Genomic DNA, 18,456 nt, shown 5'->3' with positions numbered 1-18,456 from the left:
GCCTCCCCTCCTCGGTCCGGTCCGGTCCGGCGGGCCGTGCCGGTACAGATCAGTCGGCCGGCAGCAGCCGCCGGTAGCGGCTGCGGTAGTAGACGAGCGGGCCGTCGTGCTCGCCGGCGCGGACGCTCTCGACGTGACAGGTGACGATGTGGTGGTCGCCGCCGTCGTGGATGGCGGCGATGTGCGCGCCGATGTGGGCGGCGGCGCCGTCCAGGGCGGGTGCGCCGCCCGGCAGCGGCGTCCACGCGACGCCGGCGAACTTGTCCGCCCCGCTGCGCGCGAAGCCCGCGCTGAGCAGATCCTGGTCGGCGCTGAGGATGTTGACGCACAGCCGGCCCGCGCCCGCCACCGCCGGCCACGAGGTCGACGACCGGCCCGGGCAGAACAGGATCATCGGCGGGTCCAGTGACAGCGCGGTGAACGACTGGCAGGTCAGCCCGACCGGCCGGTCGCCGGCCAGCGCCGTCACCACCACCACGCCGGTGGCGAACCGGGACAGCACGTCCCGGAAGCTGGCGGCATCCGGCCCGGCCACCGATCCGGATCCATGGCCGGGTCCGGGTCCGGGTTTGTGAGCCGGTCCGGGTCCGGTCCTACGCGTACGCACAGGCACGGTGTGGTCTCCTCCCGACGGGGCCCAGGCGGGGCTCGGCACGGCGGTCAACCGATCCGGCGACCGCGGCCGGCCCAGTGCGGCTCGCGGATCGCCCGTTTGTCGACCTTGCCGGCCGCGTTGAGCGGCAGGCCGGCGCGGAACTCGATCGACTTGGGCGCGGGCACCCCGCCCAGCTCCCGGCGGACGTGGGCGATCAGGTCGGCCTCGGTCACCTCGGCCCCGGCCCGGGCGACGACGACCGCGTGCACGGCCTCGCCCCACTTCGCGTGCGGCACGCCGATGACGGCGGCCTGCGCGACCGCGGGATGGGTGAGCAGCACGTCCTCCACCTGGCGTGGGAAGACGTTGAACCCGCCGCTGACCACCATGTCCTTCTTGCGGTCGACGAGGTAGAGGAAGCCGTCGTCGTCCAGGCGGCCGATGTCGCCGGTGTGGACCCAGCCGTCGCGCAGCGCCTCGGCGTTGCGGGTGGGGTCGAGGTAGGTCAGCATCTGCCCGAGCTGGCGCGAACAGATCTCCCCGGTCTCGCCGATCGGCAGCGGGCGGTCGGCCTCGTCCTGGATGCTCACCCGCACGTACGGGATCGGGCGTCCGGCCGAGGCCAGCCGGCGCAGGCCGGGCTCGCTGTCGACCCGGTGGTCCTCCTTGCGCAGGCAGGACACGTAGCCGGGCTCGGTACCCGCGTAGGTCTGCACGAAGATCGGGCCGAACACGGCGAGGGCCTCGCGCAGGCGCTCCGGGGCGATCGGCGCCCCGGCGTAGATCATCGTGTGCAGCGAGGAGAGGTCGTAGGACGCCCGGTCGGGATGGTCGAGCAGCAGGTACACGATCGTCGGCACCACGGCCGTGGCGGTGACACGCTCCCGCTGCACCGTGCCCAGCAGCAGGTCGACGTCGAGCCCCGGCAGCATCACGTTCGTCCCACCGCGCAGGAACGTCGGCATGACGAAGATCTGGGTGAAGTGGGTGAGCGGGGCGCCGTGCGCGAACACCTCCCCCGGACGGATGTCGCCGATCTCCAGGCCGGCCGTGATGCTGTAGTGCGCCCAGGTCTCATGGGAGGTGACGACGCCCTTCGGCTCGCCGGTGCTGCCGGAGGTGAACAGCACATACGCCTCGTCGTCCTCGCGTGGCACCGTCGCGGGCGGGCCGTCGAGCTGGGCACCGAAGTACGCCGCGTAGTCGAGGCGGCCGAGCCCGGCGGAGTCCACCGCCTCGACGGGACCGCCGCGGCGCACCGAATCAGCCGAACCAGCCGAACCAGCCGAATCGGCCAGACCGCCCGGTCCAGCCGGTGACGGTGTGCTCGCGGCGAGCCGGATCAGCCGGGGCCGCTGCGGCACGCCGGCGAGGGCCTCGGCGACGACGTCGTCGAACCGTTCGTGGTAGATCAGCGTGGTCGCCCCGGTCTGGCGCAGCGTGGCCCGATGCCCGGCGGCCGCGGCCCGCGCCGGCATCTGCACGAGCGCCGCCCCGGCCTTCCAGATGCCGTGCTGGGTCGGGATGAACTCCAGCACGTTGGGCAGCAGCAGACCCACCCGGTCCCCGCGGCCGACGCCGAGCGCGGCCAGGCCGTGCGCCACCCGGTTCGCGTACTCCCGCATCTGCCGGTAGGTGAGCCGCCGCTCGCCGTCGACGAGCGCCGTCGCTCCCGCGTGGTAAAGGCACGCCCGGTCGAAGACCTCGGGCAGGGTGCCCCACATGACCGATCCCCTCCTCGCCGACTCGCTGTCGCCCGGCCGCCGTCTGCCCGGCCGCCGTCTGCCCGGCCGCCGTCTGCCCGGCCGCCGTCTGCCCGGCCGCCTCAGCCACCGGCGCCGTCGGCGGTGGCTGAGGCGGTGGGGGTGCCGACGCCCGGGGCCGCGCCCGAGACCGCGATGGCGCCGGCGTCGGCGTCGGCGTCGGCGACCCAGTAGTGGGGGGTGAGCACCGGCAGGCCAAGCTGCTGGAGCACCGGGGTGTCGTTCCAGTTGGTCAGCTCACGGTCGATGCGGCCGTCCGCGTCGAGCTGATGCCAGGTCTGGCCGCGGGTGGCCAGGGAGCGCCCGCCGGTCGGCACTCCGCGGAAGCCGGCGAGATGTTCGCCCGTCCACCGCCACAGGATCGTCACGGCGCGGGCGCCGGCCCCGCCCGTGGTCTCGATGGCCTCCAGGACGTCGAAGCGGTGGATGCCGAGGCCGTTGGCCGGATCCTGGTTCGCGAAGGGGGCGAGGCGCTCGCGCACCTGCGTGCGGTCGGTGGCCGTGTCCACGACGTGGTCGACCGCCCGGCGGTCGTCGTAGAGGACCGCGTCGGCGTAGAGCGCGACGGCGGCGTCGGTGTCGGCGGTGATCGCCCGCGCCCACCGCTCGGCGTGCTCGGTCGCCTGGCTCATCGGGTTCTCCTCTCGCGCCGGCTGGGCGGCGGCTCGGCGGGCGGCGGATCAGTGGGTGGCGGCGAGGACCGGGGCGGTGATCCCGCCGTGGGCCGACACCGGCAGTCCCAGGGTGTGCAGCGGCGCCACGGCGTCCCAGTAGGTCGACTCGCGCCGGATGCGCCCGTCGGCGTCGTAGACGTGGAAGGTCTGGCCGGAGGTGGCGAAGGGCCGCCCGCCGGTGGGAACCCCAAGAAAGGCCGCGGCTCCGTCGGGTTCCCAGGTCCAGCGGATGAGACCGCTGCGGGCGTCGCCGAGGTACTCGTCGATGCGGAACAGGTTGATACCGATGCCGTTGTCCCGGTCCGCGTTGGCGTACGGGGCGAAGACCCGGTGCAGCTCCGCCTTGTCGGTGATGGACTGGTCGAGAATCAGGTCCTCGAAGAGGAACTCGTCGGCATACAGCGCGCACACCTTCTCCGCGCTCTCGCGGAATGCCTTGAGCCACTGTACGGCGAAACGGTAGGAGGACATCGGACAACGCTCCCTGTCGGCGCTTCCTGCCGGGTCGACGGTTCCCGACGGCGGTCCGAGGGAATCCCGTGGTTCGGTGGCCACCAGGTTAGGTCCGTCGCCGGCGGCACCGCGTCATCCCCCGGGGGTAAAGACCCTGCTCCTTGGGGTGAATGCGACGGGGCCGGCCGGCTCCGCCCGGTGAGAGCGGGTCGGTGCGGTGCCGATGTCACCCCGATGAAGGGCGGAAGTTCTCCCGCAGGGAGATTCCGCCCCGCGCCGGCCGAGCTACGTTTCGCTCGACCGGGACGCATTCAGCGGGGGCGTGTTCACCGGGACACCGTCGACGACGAGGAGTGTGCTGCGGTATGGGAAAGCACCACGTGGAGATGACGCCGGACGAACAGGCCGACGTGCTCGCGACGGCCCGCGCGCTGGCCGAGGAGTTCGCCGCCGCCGGGCCGGCGGCCGACGCCGACAACCGGTTCCCCACCGAACTCGTTCCCCGTTACCGGGACAGCGGCCTGGTCGCCCTCTCGGTGCCGAAGAAGTACGGGGGGCTGGGCGCGGACATCTGGACGACCACCCTGGTGTCGAAGGAGCTCGCCAAGGGCGACCCGGCCATCGCGCTCGCCTTCAACATGCACCAGACGATGATCGGGATCTTCCGCGGACTGCTGGACGAGCCGATGCGCGAACGGGTGTTCGCCGAGGTCGTCGACGAACAGAAGATCGTGTGCGGACCGTTCAGCGAGGATCGGGCCGGCCTGACCGGTCTCGCCGACACGAAGGCGGTTCCCGACGGTTCCGGCGGCTGGCGGGTCACCGGGCGCAAGACCTGGGCCACCCTCTGCCTCGGCGCCGATCTCGTCGCGTTCAACGCGACGATCACCGACCCGTCCGGCGAGCTGCCCACGGAGTTCACCGACCACGCCGCGCGCGAGGCGGTGTTCGTGCTGCCGATCGACAGCCCCGGCATCAGCGTGGTCGAGACATGGGACACGATGGGCATGCGCGCGACCGGCACCCACACCCTCGTGTTCGACGGTGTCGCCGCCCCGGCGGACGCCTACGGCGGCAACTTCCGCAACGGGTTGTTCGGCGAGTTCGAATGGGCGTCGATGAGCTTCGCCGGGGTCTACTGCGGCCTGGCCGAGAAGGCGTACGCGGCGACTCGGGAGATCCTGCGCAAGAAGTCCCTGGGCGCCACGATGGAGGGCTCCGACGTCGCGTTGAAGGGCATCGGCTACATCCAGCACGGGCTCGGCCGGATGCTGGTCGACACGGAGACGGCGGCCCGCGCACTGGAGACGACGGGGCGCATTCTGCTCGACGGCCGGGACGCCGAGTGGAATCCGCTCGCCCGCACGGGGTTGCTCGACGTCACGAAGGTCGCCACCACGGAGGCAGCGATCCGGGTGACCGACACGGCGCTGCGCCTGGTCGGCGGGTCGGCGTTTCGACGTGGCCACGTCCTGGAGCGCCTGTACCGCGACGCCCGCGGCGGGCCCTTCCACCCCCTCACCACCGACCAGGCGTACGACCTGCTCGGGCGCGCGGAGCTGGGGCTGCTCGACGGCGCCTGACGCGCACGGGGCGTCGCCGGGCTCAGCCGCGCGGGCCGGGCCCGGCGAGCCCGAGCGCCGTCGCGATCGCCTGCGCGCGGTTCACCGCACCGAGCTTGCGCAGGATGTGCTTCACATGCGACTTCACGGTGTCCTCGGTGATGACCAGGGCGGCGGCGATCGCGGCGTTCGCCGCCCCCGCCACCATCAGGTCGAGCACCTGTGACTCCCGGGCCGTGAGGCCGTCGCCCGGGCGGGCGGGCGCCGGCGGGCCCGCGACGGGGGGCATCGCCCCGAGTGCGGCCCGGGGCGACAGGTCGAGGCCCGCGTCGCAGAACGCGCTCATCGACTCCACCGCCGACGACAGGATCGTCCGGGCCTGATCCCGGCCGGCCCGCAACCGCTCGGCGAGCACGGCCCGCTCGTAGAGGTGGCTGAACCCGTCGGCGAAGGCCCACAGGACATCACGGTCGAAGGCGTCGACCCGCCGGCCGGCGGGATGATGGTCGGCGTGCAGGAACCCGACGACGGATGTGCCCTGCAGCAGCGGGGCGACGACGTAGGACGCGGACCGGCCCGACTCCACGATGATCGGCCGATGGACGACCGCGCGCGCCGTGTCGAGGACGGCGACAGGCTGGCCGTCGGTCAGCAGCCCGGCCTCCGGGGTGCGTCCGCGCAGCGGGATCGGTCGGTCCACCCAGCCGGCGAACCACGACTCGAACTCGTCACCGTTGCTGAAGTACGCCATCCACGGCCACCAGGCGTCGTCCTCGACCCGGGACAGCACCGCCCGGCCGAATCCGCAGCGCCGGACCAGCTCCCCGCACGCCTCGTCCAGCAGCGGCGTCGAGCCGGGCAGCGAGCGCAACCGCGCCAACCCCGCCGAGACGGCGCCGAGCCGGTGGTGGCGCGCGTCCCGCTCGAACTGCCCGAGGTCGAAGGCGAGCTCGTGCAGCTCGAGGACGAGCAGGCACAACCGCAGGCCGCCCTCCGCGGGCATGCCGCTGCCGGCGGCCCCCGCGGACGATCCGTGCACGGGGGCGTCGGCGATGGCTTCGGCGGTGGGGTCGCCCAGGTCGCGTAACCGCGCCAGGCAGTGCTCGGCCAGGTCGACGGCGTCCTCGACCGCCGGCACCGCGGGGGTGGCCGGGACGGCCGCCGCGGCGGGCGGCTCGACGTCGAGGGCCTCATGCACCCGCCCGGACACCGCGGCGAAGCGGGCGGCGAGCTCCCGCCCACGCCGCCGGCGCTCACGATCGGCGGCGCCCGCGGCGAAGACGAGCTGCCGGCGGACGCCGGCGGACGCGCTCACAGCGCCCGCTGCGCGATGCGGGCCAGATGCAGGTAACGGGCGACCGCCTCGGAGCGGTTCGTCGCCCGCAGCTTGCGCAGGATGTGCTTGACGTGGGACTTCACGGTGGTCTCGGAGACGGTGAGCGCGGCGGCGATCTGGGCGTTGGTCGCTCCGCCGGCAAGAATGCGCAGCACCTCCCGCTCGCGCGGGGTAAGCCCGGCGGGTCCGGCCGCGGCGTCCACCGCGTCCAGCCGCGCCGGTGCGACGCCGGCCGCCGCGGCAACGCCGGCCAGGTCGGCACCGCCAGGGACGGCACCGCCAGGGACGGCGCCGGCCGAGACGGCGCCCGCCCGGACGGCGCCGAGCCCGTGGGACGGCGCCGGCAGCGTCGGCGGCGTCGCGGGCGCGGGCGCGCGGCCCAGGCGCACCGGCGCGGAGCCGAGCCCCGCGGTCGTCGCGCGGACGGCGCGCAGGGCCTGCGCGATCCGATCCTGCTGCAGGTACGCGCGCTCCATCAGAGTGATCCGTTCAAGGAGCAGGCCGAGGCCGTCGGCGAAGACCTGCACGTGGTCGCGGTCGGCGGGGCGCAGCGGCCGACCCGAGTGCTGGACGTCGGCGTGCAGCAGGCCGAGGACGGCACCGCCCGCGACGATCGGCGCGGCGACGTACTCCTCGTCGCTCCCGGCGAGCTCGACGGGCAGCCGCAGGATCCGGCTACACGGCGAGCGGGCATGGTGCACGAGCACAGCCGACCGCCGGCGAACGAGCTCGGCCTCCGGCATCGCGGCCGTCAGGGTCACCTCCGCGTCCCGCAGAAACTCGCCCGGCACCGCGCCGCCGCTGGGCGCCGCCACGTGCAGCGCGATCGGCAGCCAGCTCGACCCGCGCACGCCGGAGATCAACGCGCGGTCGAACCCGGCAGCCGCGCACAGCGCCGACGGCGCGGCCCCGGTCACCCGCGCGGCACTCGGCTCGCGGCGCAGCGCGGCGAGGCTCTCGTCGATGCGCCGCCGGACCGCGACCGGGTGCGCCGCCATCTGCGCGCCCAGCGCCGACTGGGCCGGACCGAGCTCGGCCAGCAGCTCGCCGACCCGCCGAAAACGGCCTGCGGCGAGTTCCGCACGCAGTTCGGCGTCGGCGCCCGCAACGGCCAGGCGATCGAGCCGGGCCGTCAGCGCCGGCGACGCGCCGCCTGCTGCGGCGGAGCGCAGCGCGCAGACCAGATCCCCGCGCCGCCGCCGGATCTCCTGCTGCATGGACACGAGCGAGGGAGCGGGCGATGTCAAAGCGGTGTACCTCCCCGGTCCGCGAGACCCGCCGGCCGCCTCTGCGCCGCTTCCTCGACGTCGCCGAACAACCCCGCCGAAAGGTCGGTCGGAAAGCGTGGACGCAAGCCGTCGGATTTACCGGCAAAAGACTAGGTGACGCAGCTCACGCCGTCAAGGCGAATGGCGTCCACGGCAAATGCCGAGGTACCGCCGTGATTTCGCCGGACTCCTGAGGAAGGGACCGCGTCGGCACGCCGAGATGAGCGGCTCGGCCGGTCGGCGAAACGGTCGGCCCGGGCTCGCCGCCGGGCGGCTCCGCATTGCGGCCGGCTGGTGAATACGCTCGGATACACACAGCCCGTGCTCGGTCCCGCCGGGCCGTCGGCCGGACGATGGACGCCGAATTCCGAATACCGAGTGCCGAGGAAGGACGACGGGGCGCCGCTGCTCCGGCCGTCAGGTTCCCGCGGCGCGGGTCGCGGCCAGGCTCGCCCGCAGGGACGCCACGGCGGCGGCGGTGTCGGGATGGCCCATCAGCAGCGCCTGACCGCGGGCCTCCGTCTCCAGCGCCGACCACAGCGACGGGGCGTCCGTGCTGGCCGCGAGCGCTCGTTTGGACAACTGCACACCCAGCGGCGGGTGGGCGGCGATCTGTCCGGCGAGGTCGAGCGTCTCCGCCAGCAGGCGGTCGGCGGGCACGGCCCGGTTGGCGAGCCCGATGCGAACGGCCTCCTCGGCGCCGACGGGCCGCGCCGTGTACATCAGCTCGGCGGCGAGGCCGCGCCCGACGATGCGCGGCAGCAGCCAGGAGGCTCCCAGGTCCCCGCCCGACATGCCGATGCGCACGAAGGCGACCTGGAAGTACGCATCGAGGGCCACGGTCCGGATGTCGGCGACCAGGGCGAGGCTCACGCCACCGCCGATCGCCGGACCGCCGACCGCCGCGAGCAGCGGCTGCGGCAGCGTGTGCAACGCCAGCAGCATCCGGTTGGCCAGGTCCTGCAGCGCCAGCCCGCCGGTGGCGCCGAGCGCCGGGAACTCGGCGGCGCCGTCGAGGTCGTACCCGGAGCAGAAGCCCCGGCCGGTGCCGGTGAGCACGACCGCCCGCACCGAGCTGTCCTCGGCGAGCCGCTCGGCGACGGTACGCAGCTCGCCGAGCATCCGCCGGTCCAGCGCGTTGAGCCGCTCGGGACGGTGCAGCCGCACCAGCGCGACCCCGGGTCGCGGCCGGTCCACCCGCACGGTCGACAACTGCGCCAGGTCGGGATGCGGTCCACCGCTCCGGTGCTCCCCGGACGCCGACCCGTCGACCGCCGCCTCGACCGCCGCCGCCTCGACGGCCGCCGCCTCGACCGCCGCCTGCCTGCTCACCGCCGCACCGACGGCCGCCTCCTCGCTCACCGTCTCCTCGGTCACCGCTTCCCCCATCATCGGCAGCTCGACCACCGCTCGTCGAGGATGCCCGGTAGCCCCCGGGTCCCGCATCACCCCCGCGGACCCTGTCCACCCTCCCTTTGGGGGATCAACCCGCCGTCCGGGGATCAACCCGCCGTCCGGGGGATCCACCCGCGACGGTCGCCTCCGATGGCGGCCGGGTCAGCTCGGACGATCCGCGAGGAGGTCGGGGAGCACCATCGTTCCCGGCGCCCGCCGGCCGCCGGGGCCGGGCCGGGGTTGCACGGCGTCAGCGGTGACGGGCTCGCCGCAGGCGGAACAGTGCACCGTGGGAACGAACTCCTGGCCGCACCGGTCGTGCTCGAACCGGATCGGCGGCCCACCCTCGGGCGTCGCCCAGCGGTCCCCCCAAGCGGTCATCGCGAGGAGCACCGGGACGAGGTCGCGACCGGCGTCGGTCAGCTCGTACTCGAACCGCGGCGGGCGATCGGCATACCGCACCCGCCGGACCACTCCGCCGGCGACCAGCTCGGCCAGCCGGGAGGTCAGCAGGTTACGGGAGATCCCCAGATCCGTGACCAGCTCGTCGAAGCGACGAATACCCAGGTAGAGGTCGCGCAGCACCAACGGGGACCACCAGTCGCCCACCACCTCCAGGGTCCGGGCGAGGGAACACTGCATGGTCGCGAAACTCGTCTGCCGCATGGCCCGAGCCTAACGGGTTGCACTATTGAACTTACTGCGGCTAGCGTGCATCTCGCCGCGGCCGGCGCCAGCGCCGGGCCCCGCGGGTCCAGCGAAAGCAGGAGGGCCGATGTACCACCGCATCGTGGCGGGCAGGGTGCGCGCCGCCTTCGCCGCCATCAACGCCGGCGACTGGGAGTCGATGATCGCTGGGATGGCGCCGACGTTCACCTACCGCTTCTACGGGGACCACGCGCTGTCCGGCGAGCGCCACACCTCGGCCGCGCTGCGGCTGTGGTGGCAACGCACCGAGCGGCTGCTGCCCGGCACGGTCTTCCGAGTCGACGACGTGCTCGTCGCCGGCTGGCCGTGGTCGACCCGCGTCGCCACCCGCGTCACGGTCGACGCCGGCCTGCCGGACGGCTCCCGCTACGACAACGTCGTCATGCAGTTCATGCGGATGCGCTGGGGAAAGATCACCGAGGTGCGGACCCTGGAGGACACCGCGGTCCTGGCCCGCGCCCTCGACCGGCTGGCCGCCGCCGGCCTCGCCGAAGCACACGCGGCCCCGATCACCGACGCGTCGACCACCTACCCGTCGACCACCGACGCGTCGACCACCGACCCGGCCACCGCCACGCCGACGGGGCGGGGGCGGCGGACTCGGTAGCGTCTCGGCCCATGGCGCGCATCCGGACCGTGCTCATCGACATCGACGGCGTGCTGACGGTGTCCTGGCAGGCACTGCCCGGCGCGCCCCAGGCGCTGGAGCGGCTGCGGGCGGCGGGGCTCGGCGTTGCGTTCGTCACCAACACCACCTCCCGGGACCGGGCGTCGATCGCGGCGGCGCTCGTGGCCGCGGGCTTCACGGTCGATCCCGGCGAGGTGTTCACCGCACCCGCGATGGCCGCGTCCTACCTGCGCCAGCACCACCCGGCCGCCCGCTGCCACGTGCTCAACAGCGGCGACATCCGCGCCGATCTCGACGGGGTGGCGTTCAGCGCGCCCGGCGAACGGCCGGACGTCATCGTGCTGGGCGGCGCCGGGCCGGAGTTCAGCTACGAGGCGGTCAACCAGGTCTTCGCCTGGGCGACGGACGGCGTGCCCCTCGTCGCGCTGCACCGCAACCTGTTCTGGCGCACCGACGGCGGCCTCCAGCTCGACACCGGCGCCTACCTGCACGGTCTGGAGCAGGCGCTCGACCGGCCGGCGGTCGTCGTCGGCAAGCCGGCGGCGGAGTTCTTCGCCACCGCGCTGCGGGCGCTCGATTCGCGGGCCGAGGCGGCGGTGATGATCGGTGACGACGTCGAGCACGACGTGCTCGCCGCCGCCCGCCACGGCCTGACCGGGGTGCTGGTCCGCACCGGCAAGTTCCGGCCCGACTCCCTCGCGGCGGCATCCGGGCGTCCCGACCACGTCATCGACTCCTTCGCCGACCTCCCCGCGCTGCTCGACGGCCTCGACTGAGACCGGCCCGCGCAGTTCGTCGGCCGTACCGCCTCGACCGCCTCGACCGCGGGGATTCGCCGATGACGGCCCGGGCCGTCCCTGTAAGATGGGATGAATGCCTGAAATTCATGCGTGGACACCACGGACCGGCAACAGCGCGCGGACGCCCTCGGGCGGCGCGGCTCAGCACCGGGCGAGACACCCGTCCATGCGGCCGGCGGCAGGGGCGCCGTCACCGTCGGCCCAGCCTGGGGAGAGTTCTCCCGGGCCGATCGGCGGCGCCGTTCCCGGTGCGCCCCGCGTCGTCTGACGCCGTGGCCCCGATGACCGGGCGCTCGCCGTCCGACTCGTTGTCCCTCGACTCGACGCCCATCGGCTCGACGCCCATCGATGCGATGTCCATTGATGCGACGTCCGTCCACTCGACGTCCGTCGACCCCGCCCCGCTGCGGCCCGCCCAGCCCGTGGTGCCCGTGCAGCGACCACCCGAGGTGCTGTTCGTGTGCGCGCACAACGCGGGGCGCTCGCAGATGGGCGCCGCGCTGCTCGACCAGCACGGCCGTGGTCGGGTTCAGGCCCGCTCCGCCGGCCCCGCGCCCGCGGCGACCCTGCATCTACCTGTGGTCGCGGCCATGGCCGAGGTCGGCATCGACCTGTCCGGCGCCTGCCCGACCCGGCTCACCGACGACGCCGTGCGCGCCGCGTCGGTCGTCATCACCATGGGCTGCGGCGACACCGTCCCGATCTATCCACACACCCGGTACCTGGCCTGGGAACTCGACGACCCGGCCGAGAAGCCGCTCGAGGACGTCCGGCCGATCCGGGACGAGATCGACTCCCGGGTGCGCTCCCTGCTCTACAGCCTCGGAGTCGCCGCCCGGGTCGGCCTGCTGCGCGACCGGCCCGACCCCGACCGGCTCGACTCCCCTGACCTCGATCGCGCCGACGTCGTCCGGCTGGACCTTTACCAGCGGGACCGTGACCAGTGGGACGATGACCAGTGGGACCACGACCAGTGGTACCGCAGCCAGCCGGGTCGGGGCGAGCACCAGCCACCCGGCAGCCAGACCGGCCCCCGCCGCCTGCCCGCCGCCCCGCCCCGGCCGCGCCCGCTGCGGACAGCCTCGGCCGGCCAGCCGACGCCGCCCGGTCCCGACCGCGCGGCGTCGGGGGTCAGCCGGCCGACGCCGCGACGACGCGGGCCAGGTTCTCCAACGACTTCTCCAGGGACGCCACCGGGACGACCGGCCAGGTGATCCGGGCCTTCCACCGCTCGGGCGAGCCGCTCCAGTCGCAGTAGGACGTCACGTCGGTGGTGGTCGCGTCGACGGGGTCGAGCAGGTAACCGTAGACGTGACCGACGTTCGGCATGCCGACCCCCGCGACCCCCCATTCGAGGTGCGCGTCCCGGCTGAACCTGGTGACCGTGTTGATCACCTTGTAGCGGCCGAGGGGGACGTCGCCGAGCGGCTCGCGGTCCATGTCCATCTCGAAGGAGTCACCGACCCGCTCGAGGCGCTTCGCGTCGACCGGGGCGACGAGCATCCCGGAGCCGTCGATGCGCACATGGCCGTGCGGGTCCGTGATGAGCGCGAAGATCTCGCTCGCGGCGGCCGGTACCCGCCGCTGGACGGACACACGCTCGGAGTCGGACATCGGCATCCTCCACGGATCACCCGGGCCAGCGACTGCTCGCTGCTGGTGACGCTGGTCCAGCGCCGTTCCCTGTCTATGCCGCCACGACGCCCGGGGACAAGCGATTGCCGGCGCCTCGGCTCCGGCCGTTCGGCCCGCGCCACCGCCACCCGACCGACCGCTACTCGGCGGCGATCCGCCCGACGTGGGCGACGGTGCAGGTCAGCGTGGTGTCGCTGGGGACGTCCGCGCCCACCGGCCGGATGGTGAACGTCTTGCGGGCACCCGAGTCCACCCTGAACAGGGACGCCAACCCGCTTTCGATCTTGCTGTCGTTGGCCTTGACGTCGACCTGGATGACGTAGTTCGACCGCTTGGACGAGCCGTTGAGCACCTCGCCCGTCACCACCGCCCGGTGGTTGTCGGGGTCGCGCACGCAGTCGGTGATCCGCACGTCCGCCGCCGCGCGGGACCCGTCGGAGGAGCACCCCGCCGCCGCCCCCAACCCGACGGCGAGCCCGAGCGCGAGCCCACTGGCCAGCACCCGTCCGCGCGCCCGGGCGGGCCGGACGGGGCGGGGGGACGGGCCGTCCTCCGACCACGGAACGCCGCATATCTGTGAAGACGACACCGGCTAAGCCTACGGCCCCTCTCCGCGGCGAACGGGCCGCGGCAGGTTCCCCACCTGTCGCCTCCCGGACTGTCCGAGCGGCCGACGAAGCGGTCCGGTCGTCAGCGCCCGCCGCACCGACGACGACGGTGCCGACACCACCGGAACAAGGTCGTCAACCTACCGGCTGGCCGTCCTCGGAATCCGTCTGCTGAGCGCTGGTCTCCTGCGCAACAAGATCATGTACTGACATGTGGAATTCCTCCCCGCCCTGCTTTTCTTCGAATGTAGGTGATCGTACCCGAGGTATCCGCCGGAGATCTCAGGGCCACCGAAACACGCGACAGCGGAACCACCCAGTCCCACCTGCTCGGCGGTCCCGGATCCTGGATCACGGCACACTGCCCGACAAAGCCGGTGACCAGCACCATGTGCCCCTCGAAACCGTCGCGTTCACGCTCGGCCAGCACCGCCGCGTCCAGACTCAGCAGCGGAAGCCACCGTGCATCGATGCGGTCCGTCAGACGCCTCGGGTCGGGGATTCCGGGCACAAAGGTGAGATTACCGCTCGCGAGACATCGAGCGATCGCAGCGCCCTCGCGCGAGAAGTCGCTGATGTCGAGGAAGTACTCCAACGTCTCGTCGTCCAGCCCGGAGCGCCGCAGCTCCGTCTCCGCGTCCCGCATCAGCGCGACTGCATCGAGTGCATCCTCGTGTCGAACCTCATAGCCGTTCTCCCCGAGCCACGCGAGCATCGAGTACGGCCAGGTCTCCACTCCCTCCCGGAATCCGGTGATCTCATCTGCCTGGTCGAGGGTCATCTGCTCGGCATGACCGAGAGTCTCCAGAGTCCTGATCAGACTCGCCTGCGCGCAGTGCAACGCGTCGGGCGAGTTCGGGACATGGCGACGAATCGCGAAGGGGCTATCCATCAGTACTCCTGCCTAGCCAGGTCGCCAGGATCCAGGACGTGAGGTCACAATCGAACTGGTTCTCGAGATACCGCCACGATCCGGTCGGATTGATATCGGTCAGCCAGCTCCTTCCACTTCCGTCCATCACCATGTCGAAGCAGCAGTAATGGACCCGAAGACTTCGGGTGATCTCTCGCAGGGCCGGCGCGAAATCCTGTTCGTCGGTTGTGACGGTGGCCCCCTGGGACGCTCCGGGAAGCCGGGAGTCCGCCGATCCAGGCGCCACCTGAAGTCGAACCGTCAGAACGGCGTTGTGGACGCAGTAACACCGGTACTCAATCGAATGCGGAAGAAAACGCTGGAAAATAGTGAGAGTGTCGAGCGGCCCGACCTGACGAATCTTCGCCAACGCCGCATCGGTCAGCAGGGTGGTGTTGAAATACCGGCCCGGCGAGACCTCCTGCCAGGCATTGATCGGTTTCACCACGATTCGATCGCCGAGCAACGCGACGTCGGCGTCGAGCAGCTCGTTGGTGATGACGGTCGGCGGTATCGCGAGTTCTGGACAGGCGCGCGCGGCGCACTGCAGGAGAGCGATCTTGCGATCCTGAAGAAGGTCGGCATCGGGATGAATCAGCCACGCGGCCGGACTGTGCGCCGCCGATCGGACGAGCACCGATCGGAGCAGGGCGTTCCACTCACGCTCCCCGAACTCGTCGCCGTCGGTGTCGACCATGCTCGGTCGGTTGACCGCCATGGGCAGGCAGAGCACGTGCCGGTAGTCGGCGAGCGGGTAGCGGCGGCCGTCGAGCCCCAGCTCCATCGAGGCGAGATCTCCGTGAATCCGGTATCGCTGGCGGGCGAGTCCGAGCCACAGCACCTCGCAGGTCCGGCCGGCCGCGCCCAGCACCGCGGCACATCGCGCCACATGCTGGTCGTCATGCCGGCCGATGACCAGCACCTCCGCGGTCATCCCGCGCGTTCCTGCCAGGTGAGTTCAACGGCGTTGCCCGGACTGACCCAGGAGCCGACCTCCAACTCGATCACGCCGAGGTCGTCATGCCGCCCGACCGTCATCCGCCGGCCAAGGCGCGGCTTGAGTTCGAACGCCAGCCGCTCGACGTCGGGGAAGGCGGAGTAGTCGAACTGCGCCCTACGCAGGAACAGCGGCCGAGCGGCGCTCCAGTAGCAGTAGCGTGTCGCCCGGGTGATCTCCTGGTCGGAGATGATGCGCCAGCGGGTCGGGCTGGCGTCGGTATTCTCGGCACTGGCGTAGATCCGCAGGTCGTCGGCCACGTCCCCCGTCGTCTCCATGCGCTCGCGCACTTTCTCGGCTTCCACCTCACGCGATCAGTTCGCGGTTCGCGTGATGCCCGCGCAGTGTGATCGTCAGGTCGTAGTCCAGCCAGGGCTGTGTGCCCGGCAGTGACGTCTTGCCGAGAAAGAGGCGCAGTGCCGTCTCAACCGCAGGACAGATCACTTCTCGCTCCAACTGTTCCATCCGGCGGGGGCTGTAGGCGAGACCCGGCGCACCGGACCGATGCCTGGGCATCGCCTCTGCCATGAGCCCCAGAATGCGCTGCCGGGTGGTCCGGGCCGGGTCCGCAACCGAGGCACCAATCATGATCTTGACGACGGGCAGCAGATTCGGCGGATCGAGACTCGCCGTCGCCGCGTCAACCAGAAGCTGACGCACCAGTCGAGGCGCATCAGCCGGCTGGCAGCCGGCCAGCGGCGGCCAGTTGGTCTTCAGCCAGCCGACGAAGTGGGGTGCGTCATTCAGCGACGCCGCCAGGCACCTTCCCCGCAGCACGGCGAGCAACTCCTCGTTCACAACCTCCCCCGAAAGAACTGCGAAACCACCACGCAGGAAGATGCGCCGTCAGATGGTCGCCACTTTCCCGCACGGCCGCGCACCATACTGGTATGCGACTAACTCTTCCCGACGAGGCCGCCCGACGCGCCCGTTCACGACCGATACTCGTCTTTCTGGTCGCCGTGCCGACGGGCGGCCCGAGCTCCGGTTCATCGTTCTACCTCCTGTTCGCGTTGCAGCTGCTGACGGTCCTCGCCGAGGTCTGGCACGGCTGCCGGTGCCACCGGTCGGCGAACGGCGACCTGGCCTCCCGTCGTTCCGGCGACACCCAGCGCCCGCCCGCAGCCTGACGCCCGGTCGGCGGATCGCCGCGGAGGTCGATTCCTGCCGGCCTTGCCCCGCGCACGACTGGACAGCAAAGGGCGCCCCGGCTGCCGGCCGCGCCCGTCATTGCCGTGGATGCACTCCGAACGGGACCTGCCGACGCACCCGCGCGCACCATCGCCGCCCCCGGCAGTGGAATTATCGTCGCGCTTAGACTAACCAGTCGGCACGCCCGGTGTCACGCGTTTCCGGCGCGCGTTCGCGACCCGACCCACAGGGAACACCCGTGACCTGCCGGAACGCAACACCCGCCGGTGAACCGACCGGGGAATGCGAAGCGCCCCGACAGACCTTCAATTCGATGGGCGTGCTTGCCGATTGTAAAGAATGAGACGAGAAGCAAACCGTCGCCGGTGGTGATTTACTGTGATACAGCGCCGAGGCCGGTCCGCCGGGTCAGGAAGTGGTCAGCGGGACGATGGCGGCGCCGAGCTCGACCGTGCCGCCGCGCACGACGTCCGCCCGCAGGCCGCCTCGCTCGGCGAGGGCCCGCCACAGCCCCGGGCGGTCGAGCAGACGTTCCAGGTAGCCGCACGGCGGGCACGGCCGCGCGCCGTACAGCACCACGTCCCCCACGCGGAACGCCCGACCGATCAGATCCGGCAGGTCGATCCCCTCGGTGACCAGGTTGCGGCGCGTCTCGTGTTCGGCGAGCGTGACCCGGCCCTCGTCGACCAGGGCACGGACCGCCTCCCGGGCGATCAGCGTCACCGCCCGCCCGGAGCCGCTCCACGCGGAGTAGGTCCCGGCGCCCGCCGCGTACCGGTCCCCGGCCAGGCCGCGGCCCTCGATCACCCGTGCCCGGGAGCGGGCCCGCATCGCCGCGCCGCGGCCGGCCGCGGTGTAGATGCCGACCAGGCGACCGCCGCGGTCCATGCTGGCGACGCTACCCCACCGGATATCCTCGCGGCCGCCCCTCGCGGCGGCCACCACCATCACCACCACCGGCCACTGCCACTGCCACTGCCACTGCCACTGCCACTGCCACCACAACTACCACCGCAACTGCTGCCGCCTCGGGCCGCTGCTTCAGCCCCCATCTCTGCCACCACAACCGCCGCAGGTGGGAAGGGTCGCGGCTGTGACGGGGCTGGGAAATACTCCTCGAATGAGTGAGATCCTGATTGCCGAGACGCTCGGCACCACGCGCCTGATCACCATGAACCGGCCCCAGGCCCGCAACGCGCTCGGCGGCGGGCTCGTCACCGCGCTGTATTCGGCGTTAGTCGCCGCGGACGAGGACCCGGACGTGCATGTGGTCGTCCTCACCGGCGCCGACCCGGCGTTCTGCGCCGGCGTCGACCTCAAGGAGGCCGCGCGGGACGGCAAGAAGTACTTCGACCAGTTCGAGGGCACCAACTGCGTCGGTCAGGTCGCGCGGATGCGGACCCCGGTCATCGGTGCCGTCAACGGGCCGGCGTTCACCGGCGGACTGGAGATCGCACTGGGCTGCGACTTCCTCATCGCCTCCGAGCGTGCCGTGTTCGCCGACACGCACGCGCGCGTCGGGGTGTTGCCCGGCGGCGGGCTGACCGCGCACCTGCCGCTGTTCGTCGGCGTCGGCAACGCCCGGCGGATGTCGATGACGGGCGCGCTCGTCGACGCCGCCGAGGCGCTGCGCATCGGGCTGGTCACCGAGGTCGTGCCGCACGCGGAGCTGCGCGAGCGGGCGCTGGCGGTGGCGGCGTCCGTGGGCGAGGTCGACCCGCGGATGACGCGCGGGCTGAAGAAGGTCTACGGCGACGGCATCGCCACCTACACCGGCCCGGCGAGCGCCGCCGAGGCACGCGGCGCGATCGAGACGCCACCGGCGTTCGCCGAGATCGAGCAGCGCCGGGTCGAGGTGATGGCCGGCAACCGGGCGCGTCTGGGCGCCGACCGCGGCTGAGGCGACGCCGGCCGGCCGCAGCGCAGCGGCGCAGGCGACGCCGGCCGGCCACGGCCCTGGGGCGCAGGC

Annotated in this window: 21 protein-coding genes; 6 read left to right on the top strand and 15 right to left on the bottom strand. The window is 72.5% G+C overall.

Translation table 11 applies throughout. From position 1 onward, the window contains the following. Window positions 1-49 precede the first annotated feature (49 nt). The 4 genes from FRAAL_RS07195 to FRAAL_RS07180 all read right to left on the bottom strand — a co-directional run bounded on the left by FRAAL_RS07195 (window position 50) and on the right by FRAAL_RS07180 (window position 3,503). On the bottom strand, window positions 50-535 hold the full coding sequence (locus tag FRAAL_RS07195; RefSeq protein ID WP_011602852.1) for a flavin reductase family protein: 486 nt from the start codon (window positions 533-535) through the stop codon (window positions 50-52). 125 nt (window positions 536-660) lie between these two features. Further along, window positions 661-2,319, bottom strand: a complete 1,659-nt coding sequence (locus FRAAL_RS07190; RefSeq protein WP_011602851.1) for an AMP-binding protein — start codon at window positions 2,317-2,319, stop codon at window positions 661-663. Window positions 2,320-2,420: 101 nt separating this feature from the next. After that, window positions 2,421-2,990, bottom strand: coding sequence for a ketosteroid isomerase-related protein (locus tag FRAAL_RS07185; protein ID WP_011602850.1), 570 nt, complete (start codon window positions 2,988-2,990; stop codon window positions 2,421-2,423). 48 nt (window positions 2,991-3,038) lie between these two features. Next, a complete protein-coding gene (locus FRAAL_RS07180) occupies window positions 3,039-3,503 on the bottom strand; it encodes a ketosteroid isomerase-related protein (protein WP_041938963.1) in 465 nt (154 codons plus the stop codon). A gap of 347 nt (window positions 3,504-3,850) precedes the next feature. Between FRAAL_RS07180 and FRAAL_RS07175 the strand changes: the two genes are divergently transcribed. Continuing rightward, window positions 3,851-5,068 carry an acyl-CoA dehydrogenase family protein gene (locus FRAAL_RS07175; RefSeq protein WP_050997035.1) on the top strand — a complete coding sequence of 406 codons (1,218 nt, stop codon included), beginning with the start codon at window positions 3,851-3,853 and terminating at the stop codon, window positions 5,066-5,068. Window positions 5,069-5,090: 22 nt separating this feature from the next. On the opposite strand, the gene FRAAL_RS07170 is transcribed toward FRAAL_RS07175, so the two are convergent. The 4 genes from FRAAL_RS07170 to FRAAL_RS07155 form a co-directional block, all read right to left on the bottom strand. Beyond that, window positions 5,091-6,362, bottom strand: coding sequence for a helix-turn-helix transcriptional regulator (locus FRAAL_RS07170; protein WP_011602847.1), 1,272 nt, complete (start codon window positions 6,360-6,362; stop codon window positions 5,091-5,093). After that, a complete protein-coding gene (locus tag FRAAL_RS07165; protein WP_041938962.1) occupies window positions 6,359-7,630 on the bottom strand; it encodes a helix-turn-helix transcriptional regulator in 1,272 nt (423 codons plus the stop codon). The genes FRAAL_RS07170 and FRAAL_RS07165 overlap by 4 nt, the downstream gene beginning before the upstream one ends. Window positions 7,631-8,068: 438 nt before the next feature. Next, the gene (locus FRAAL_RS07160; RefSeq protein WP_231861552.1) at window positions 8,069-9,058 is read right to left on the bottom strand and encodes an enoyl-CoA hydratase/isomerase family protein; all 990 of its coding nucleotides are present in this window, start codon (window positions 9,056-9,058) and stop codon (window positions 8,069-8,071) included. Between the two features lie 150 nt (window positions 9,059-9,208). Next, entirely contained in the window at window positions 9,209-9,712 is a 504-nt protein-coding gene (locus FRAAL_RS07155; protein ID WP_011602843.1) for a winged helix-turn-helix transcriptional regulator, read from the bottom strand. A gap of 109 nt (window positions 9,713-9,821) precedes the next feature. Here FRAAL_RS07155 and FRAAL_RS07150 point away from each other — a divergent pair, with 109 nt between their 5' ends. The 3 genes from FRAAL_RS07150 (at window position 9,822) to FRAAL_RS36320 (ending at window position 12,396) form a co-directional block, all read left to right on the top strand. Continuing rightward, window positions 9,822-10,361 carry a nuclear transport factor 2 family protein gene (locus FRAAL_RS07150; protein WP_041938961.1) on the top strand — a complete coding sequence of 180 codons (540 nt, stop codon included), beginning with the start codon at window positions 9,822-9,824 and terminating at the stop codon, window positions 10,359-10,361. A gap of 11 nt (window positions 10,362-10,372) precedes the next feature. Further along, complete coding sequence (locus FRAAL_RS07145) at window positions 10,373-11,158, top strand: TIGR01458 family HAD-type hydrolase (RefSeq protein ID WP_011602841.1); 786 nt, start codon at window positions 10,373-10,375, stop codon at window positions 11,156-11,158. Window positions 11,159-11,535: 377 nt separating this feature from the next. Beyond that, a complete protein-coding gene (locus FRAAL_RS36320; protein ID WP_083866985.1) occupies window positions 11,536-12,396 on the top strand; it encodes an arsenate reductase ArsC in 861 nt (286 codons plus the stop codon). Here FRAAL_RS36320 and FRAAL_RS07135 read toward each other — a convergent pair. The 6 genes from FRAAL_RS07135 to FRAAL_RS07110 all read right to left on the bottom strand — a co-directional run bounded on the left by FRAAL_RS07135 (window position 12,314) and on the right by FRAAL_RS07110 (window position 16,133). After that, on the bottom strand, window positions 12,314-12,796 hold the full coding sequence (locus FRAAL_RS07135; RefSeq protein WP_041938960.1) for an SRPBCC family protein: 483 nt from the start codon (window positions 12,794-12,796) through the stop codon (window positions 12,314-12,316). The genes FRAAL_RS36320 and FRAAL_RS07135 overlap by 83 nt on opposite strands. 160 nt (window positions 12,797-12,956) lie before the next feature. Beyond that, complete coding sequence (locus tag FRAAL_RS07130; RefSeq protein WP_157892006.1) at window positions 12,957-13,406, bottom strand: hypothetical protein; 450 nt, start codon at window positions 13,404-13,406, stop codon at window positions 12,957-12,959. 218 nt (window positions 13,407-13,624) lie between these two features. Next, entirely contained in the window at window positions 13,625-14,317 is a 693-nt protein-coding gene (locus FRAAL_RS07125; protein ID WP_011602837.1) for a hypothetical protein, read from the bottom strand. After that, window positions 14,310-15,272 carry an ATP-grasp domain-containing protein gene (locus FRAAL_RS07120; RefSeq protein ID WP_011602836.1) on the bottom strand — a complete coding sequence of 321 codons (963 nt, stop codon included), beginning with the start codon at window positions 15,270-15,272 and terminating at the stop codon, window positions 14,310-14,312. Before FRAAL_RS07120 ends, FRAAL_RS07125 begins: the two co-directional genes overlap by 8 nt. Continuing rightward, a complete protein-coding gene (locus FRAAL_RS07115; protein ID WP_162137458.1) occupies window positions 15,269-15,613 on the bottom strand; it encodes a hypothetical protein in 345 nt (114 codons plus the stop codon). Before FRAAL_RS07115 ends, FRAAL_RS07120 begins: the two co-directional genes overlap by 4 nt. Before the next feature lie 28 nt (window positions 15,614-15,641). Continuing rightward, a complete protein-coding gene (locus FRAAL_RS07110; RefSeq protein WP_011602834.1) occupies window positions 15,642-16,133 on the bottom strand; it encodes a hypothetical protein in 492 nt (163 codons plus the stop codon). A 92-nt stretch (window positions 16,134-16,225) separates the two neighbouring features. Here FRAAL_RS07110 and FRAAL_RS32815 point away from each other — a divergent pair, with 92 nt between their 5' ends. Then, window positions 16,226-16,465 (top strand): hypothetical protein, encoded by a 240-nt coding sequence (locus tag FRAAL_RS32815; protein WP_157892005.1) that lies wholly within the window; start codon window positions 16,226-16,228, stop codon window positions 16,463-16,465. Between the two features lie 430 nt (window positions 16,466-16,895). Here the strand turns inward: FRAAL_RS32815 and FRAAL_RS07105 are convergent, their stop codons facing one another. After that, window positions 16,896-17,375, bottom strand: a complete 480-nt coding sequence (locus FRAAL_RS07105) for an MOSC domain-containing protein (protein WP_041938958.1) — start codon at window positions 17,373-17,375, stop codon at window positions 16,896-16,898. A 232-nt stretch (window positions 17,376-17,607) separates the two neighbouring features. Between FRAAL_RS07105 and FRAAL_RS07100 the strand changes: the two genes are divergently transcribed. Then, window positions 17,608-18,387: an enoyl-CoA hydratase gene (locus FRAAL_RS07100; protein ID WP_041938957.1), complete on the top strand. Its 780-nt coding sequence runs from the start codon at window positions 17,608-17,610 to the stop codon at window positions 18,385-18,387. The last annotated feature ends 69 nt before the right edge of the window (window positions 18,388-18,456 follow it).

Source organism: Frankia alni ACN14a, assembly GCF_000058485.1.
Lineage (GTDB): Bacteria > Actinomycetota > Actinomycetes > Frankiales > Frankiaceae > Frankia > Frankia alni.
The sequence above is the reverse complement of the archived record's forward strand: the minus strand, read 5'-3'. Positions and strand labels throughout refer to the sequence as shown.